The sequence below is a fragment of the Yoonia sp. genome (assembly GCF_017854565.1).
Lineage (GTDB): Bacteria > Pseudomonadota > Alphaproteobacteria > Rhodobacterales > Rhodobacteraceae > Yoonia.
Map to the genome: position 1 here is coordinate 1 of NZ_JAFMHJ010000091.1, position 5,205 is coordinate 5,205.

Genomic DNA, 5,205 nt, shown 5'->3' on the forward strand with positions numbered 1-5,205 from the left:
TCGCTGGTCGAACTGACCGCCGCGGAACGTGATCTTGTCGGGTATACCGACCAAGATCCCGCCCTTGCGGCCTATACCTGCGCGGTGGACACCGGCCGCGCGCAAACGCTGACCCACTGCGCTGCGCTCATCGCGGGTGCGACAGTCGATGAGATGGCCCACGGGATGCAGATTGCGGCGCGGATGGTCCGGACCGTCCTGACAACGGACAAGCCCTCCGAGGTGGCTATGATCCGCAACATCTGCGTCATGCGTAACGACACGATCCTGTTCCCCCTCTACCGGCCGGATCGCCCCCGTTACAACGCGTTGCTCGACACGGCTTTCGACGCGCTCACGGCCTACATCTTGCTGCCGGGGACTGTTACGATGGGCAACCACGGCGTTGCGCCAGTGCTGTCGGATAACGTAGATGTAGCGCATACCGAGATGTCGCGCCGCTTCATCAGCCTCGTGGCCGCAATGGATCAGTTCGTCCGCGCGGACCAAATGATCCAGCGACGGCTGGCAGGAGACGTCCGGACGCCGCAGTTCACCAGTGCGATGGTCGGCGCAGAAGATGCGTTGACCGCAATGCACGATGCGCTTCACCACGTCATGGCGGTGGACCTGCTCCGCCCTGAAGACGGGGCGCTCTGGGAGATGGGCTACGCCCTGCACAGCCTGCTTGGCCAAGAGGACGACGAGGCCCGTGTGTTCCTTTTCGGTACACTGATCGACCATCAGGTAAATTTCATGGTGGGGGGCAGCCATGCGGTGGCCCGCCGGACGCGCCAGCTCCAGACCGAGTTCTTCATCCTGCTCACCGAGCTCATGCAGCTTCAGGACTTCGGAGGGCCTGGCCCTGACGATGATGGCACCTTTGGGCCCATGATGGCGGCCTGATCAGGCCGACCACGCATGCCCTTTCGAGGGGGCACGGCCCCCTCGCTTTCCCTTTACTGAGCAACGGAGCATCCCGATGCAGCAACTCTACCTTCCCGGCATAACCATGCCGTCCCGTCCCGTTGAGACCCGTAACGCCCGCGAGGCGCTGGCCAGCTACCCGCATATGACCACCGACGACTTGTGTCGGCACGCCAAGGCGCTCGGCATCGCAGCCGAACTGCTTGTGGACTCCGTTCTGATGCGGCTGGGAGAGCGGGCCTATGCCACGCCCGAGTTCGAACGCCATGATCGCGTACTGCTGCTCCCCCGGGGCGTACAGGTCCGGATTCAAGTCAAAGCCCGGCACTGCCGGACCGACACTGGCAGCTATATCTTTAACCTCAAGCAGAGATCCGCGCGAGGGGCGACCGGTAAAGGCCCTTATTTGCCCCAAGATTTCGACGTTCTGGCGATGGTCATTCTTACGGAAGGTGTCGTCTACTTCTCCGCGGACTGGCAGAACCGGCACGTCATCCAGGCAGGTGAGATACCTGGCCTCCGCCGGAATCCTCGGATGAGCCTCGACGCAGCGCTGGCCAGGCTGGGCCACACTGACGCCATCCCGGGCGGCTGGGACGACGATCTCGATCTCGCCGCCTGACCTGGACCGCCCGCAACGCGCGACCACTGCAACCGGATGAACTGCAAGGCCCGCCCTTGGCGCGCATCGTTGCCGCCCGCCATGCCGGTCCGGACCCGCAAAAAACCGCCGCGGTCCGCCTGATCCCAAGGCACAGGACGCCTTTTCACCACCCCCGCCGCATTTGCGCGGCGGGCCGCGCCCCCCCCCTTTTCTCTGAACACAGGAGATCGCCATGACGATCACACCCACATCTCCGTACCCGTCACAGGCTGCTGTGCACCCCTCCCCGCAGCCTGACTGGCGGACCTTTGCCCGCATGCTGCTTGATGCAGTACGCGGCGCGACCTGGGCCGGCTGGACCACATATCCTGCGCCAGCGACCAATTCACAGGCCAGCAGCTCTGCACTTGGTGTCCACCTCTCTGGCTTGGCCTTGGCCACAGAAACGTCAGCCGATCCGGCGGGCGATGCCTATGATCCCGACTGTGTCGATGCCCTGCTGGACAAGGTCGAGCGCGAGGCCGCACTGGCTGAAGCGATGGGCGATCTGCTGCCGCCCTGTCGACCAGTAGAGCCCGAACTCCCGTCCACGTGGCACCCAAAGCCGGTAACGCTGCTGGCCATTGTGCGGTTGGCAAAGACCTTTGCGCACCCCGAGGCGATGGTGGCAGCCCTTGGCGCCCGTGGTGCGCTCACGCTGTTGGGCACCGGCAACGCTGCGCTGGACAAGATGACCCGCCGGGTGCTGGAGGCCGTCGTCGTCGATGATGACATCTGGCCCGAAGCAGCACTTGATCCGGTCGTGATGCTGGCCGAGTACGCCATCAACACGGCCGCCATTGATCGCCACCGTCCCTTCGCCACCCTGACCGACAAGGTCCATGATGCCATCGAGCAGGGCACGCCGCTGATCCTGATCACCCCGGTTGCAGGCACATCACCCAAAGCCCTCCGCGATCTGCATCCGCAGGTGATCCCGCTTGCACCGCTCGACCAGCCCATGCTGGCACTGCTCATGGACATGGCCTATCCGGGCCAGAATGCACCCGCAGCCCTCCGGGCTTTGCCCGAAGAGGTGGTGCTGACGCGCCTTGGTCCCGACGCGCTGACCCTTGGGCTGCGGGCTTCGGATCCGGACACCGCCATTCGCGCTATCAAAGATACACTGAGCCCGTCAGGTCCGGACGCAGGCTTCGGGCTGGCTGAGTTCCCGCTGCCGGACAGCGTGCGTGCACCGGTCCAGCAGCTGATCGCCGATCTGCGCGACTGGCGGGACGGGCGTTTGGCCTGGCGCGATGTGACGCGCGGGCCGCTGGTGGTGGGCCCTCCGGGGAGCGGCAAGACGGAGCTGGCGCGGGTCATTGCCCGCGAGGCCGGGGTTGCGGTTGTTTCAGGGTCACTTGCACAATGGTCGACTGAGAGCGCGCGCAGCTCGGACGTGATCAAGGCCATGCGCGCTGCTTTCAGCAGCGCCGCCGAACAGGCGCCAAGTATTTTGTTCATCGATGAGGTCGACTCCTTTGGCGATCGCGCAAGGCCGAGAGATCACAATTCGAGCTATACGGACTACATCGTCACAGGATTGCTCGACCTGTTGGACGGATTCCACGGGCATGAAGGGGTCGTAGTCATGGCCGCGACCAATCATGTGGACAAGCTCGACGCCGCGCTGATCCGGCCCGGGCGCTTTGACCACATCGTGACGCTGGATTATCCCACGCTTACCTTGCTGCCAAAGGCAATCCGTTGGCAGTTGGGGTCCGATCTGCCGGATGCGGATCTGTCGGGCGTGGCAGTTCAGGCCGTCGGGGCATCAGGGGCCGATATCGCCGCCGCGGTTCGCGCGGCCCGCGCCCGTGCCCGCAAGGCCCGGCGCGACCTGAGCCTGCCGGATCTGGAGGAGGCGCTCGCCGCCGCGCGCCCGCCGCTTCCTGAGGCCCTGCGCTGGCGCGTATCTGTTCACGAAGCAGGCCACGCGGTGGTCGGAATGGCCACAGGTGCGGCGCTGCCCTCCTTGCTGGCGCTGCGCAGCGATGGCGGCATTGCCCATGCCAGCCGGACCCGCGATATCCAGGACGCGGCGCATTTTGCGGGGCAGCTGGCGCTGGACCTCGCTGGTCGCGCGGCAGAACTCCATATCTTCGGACATCCGTCAGCCGGGTCCGGGGGAGAGGTCGAAAGCGACTTGGCCAAGGCGACACGAACGGCGACCGCCCTTGAAGTCAGTTATGGCCTGGGCGACACCCTCTTGTGGCTGGCCACACCCGAAGCCGCGCAGGCGCGGCTGGCGCTTGATCCGGGTCTGCGCACCCGCGTCGAGGCCCGACTGCAGCAGGCCGAAGCTCGCGCGCTGCGCATCCTGCGCGCAAATCAAACGGTTTTGGATGACATGGCGCGCGCCCTCTCCACATCGGGCCTGCTCACCGGACCGGCGCTGGAGGAGTTGCTTGCGCGGGTGATGCCAGACACAGAGATAGACAGCCAAGGAGTATCCGTCTTGGTCAAGTCACTTTTTCAGCCCATTTTCTCTGATCTCGTAGCAGCGCATTTGCGAGGACAAGCAGTTTGCGCATGACAGCCGTGATGGCTACTTTTTTCTCTTTCCCAGCCGCTACCAGATAATCGTACTTGGCTTTCAGATCCGGATTGAAACGGATCGCGACGAGCGCTGGCATGAAGATAGCATTGCGCAAATTTAGACGCCCACCCTGTATCCGCGCCTTTCCTTGCCATTTTCCCGAGCTTTGTGACATGGGTGCTAACCCTGCAAGGCTGGCGACCTGTTTGTTACCCAGCGTGCCAATTTCGGGCATATCCACGAGGATCATAAGCGCTGTGATCATTCCAATTCCCGGGATACTGAAGAGTATATCCAGCCGTTCACTCATGCGTTGATCTTGGCGCGCCAACTCCAGCATCAACGCATCAATCTTTTCAATATCACTTTCGATCTGGCGCAAACGTTTTTCGAGTTGCTGCTTTACCAGAGCGTTAGAAACCGTAGCCTTACGTGCCTTGGCTGCTGTGCGATCTTTGATAAGCGCGCGCCGCGCAGACAATAACTCTCTCAGATCATACAAACTTTCTGCGAAAGGAGGTTGCGGCACGAGTTGTAAAGCGGCACCCATCTTTGCCAACATTTCGCAATCAACACGATCTGTTTTTGCAAGTTTCCCACTGGCCTGGGCAAATCGACGCGCTTGTTTTGGGTTCACTTTTACGAACGGGAAGGCTTTCGCACCAAGCGTACGCTCCAGTTGCCGATGATAGGCACCCGTTGCCTCAAAGATAACTAGCTGCCCCGGCTGCAACCTAATCCACTTGAGCAGCTGTATATGTCCGGCCTTTCCATTGAGAAACTGCCTATGTTGACCATCTGTCAAACGATGGACATCAAGTGTGTCTTTGGAAATGTCGATGCCAATGGTATTGTTCATGTGTCTTTTCCACCTTGTCTTGTCATACGGGCCGCAAGCCCAAGTATCCGTTCAGGTCGTAAGAAAAGACGAGGGCGACCTTACTCCTCGGCGGTCCGTCACGACCAAGAAGGAAACGATCCGACCCTCGCCGTCGCCCGGCATAAATGCCGTGCCGGACGACGGCTCCTGTATCGCACAAGAGCCATGTTCAGGATAAGACAAGAGGGAAGTGTTAAAAAAGGCGGCGATCTTCTTTGCAGGCCAAAGCCGGTGAGG

At 62.1% G+C, this 5,205-nt stretch carries 4 protein-coding genes; 3 read left to right on the top strand and 1 reads right to left on the bottom strand.

Going from position 1 to position 5,205, the window contains the following annotated elements:
• From QZ196_RS17140 to QZ196_RS17150, 3 genes are all read left to right on the top strand, one after another.
• The coding region (locus tag QZ196_RS17140; RefSeq protein WP_296428565.1) for a hypothetical protein at positions 1–885 on the top strand (885 nt) is incomplete at its 5' end.
• A gap of 76 nt (positions 886–961) precedes the next feature.
• Positions 962–1,528 carry a hypothetical protein gene (locus QZ196_RS17145; RefSeq protein WP_296428566.1) on the top strand — a complete coding sequence of 189 codons (567 nt, stop codon included), beginning with the start codon at positions 962–964 and terminating at the stop codon, positions 1,526–1,528.
• Between the two features lie 214 nt (positions 1,529–1,742).
• Complete coding sequence (locus QZ196_RS17150; protein ID WP_296428567.1) at positions 1,743–4,085, top strand: AAA family ATPase; 2,343 nt, start codon at positions 1,743–1,745, stop codon at positions 4,083–4,085.
• On the opposite strand, the gene QZ196_RS17155 is transcribed toward QZ196_RS17150, so the two are convergent.
• The gene (locus QZ196_RS17155) at positions 4,012–4,947 is read right to left on the bottom strand and encodes a transposase (RefSeq protein ID WP_296428568.1); all 936 of its coding nucleotides are present in this window, start codon (positions 4,945–4,947) and stop codon (positions 4,012–4,014) included. The two genes, QZ196_RS17150 and QZ196_RS17155, sit on opposite strands and share 74 nt — an antisense overlap.
• Positions 4,948–5,205: the final 258 nt, after the last annotated feature.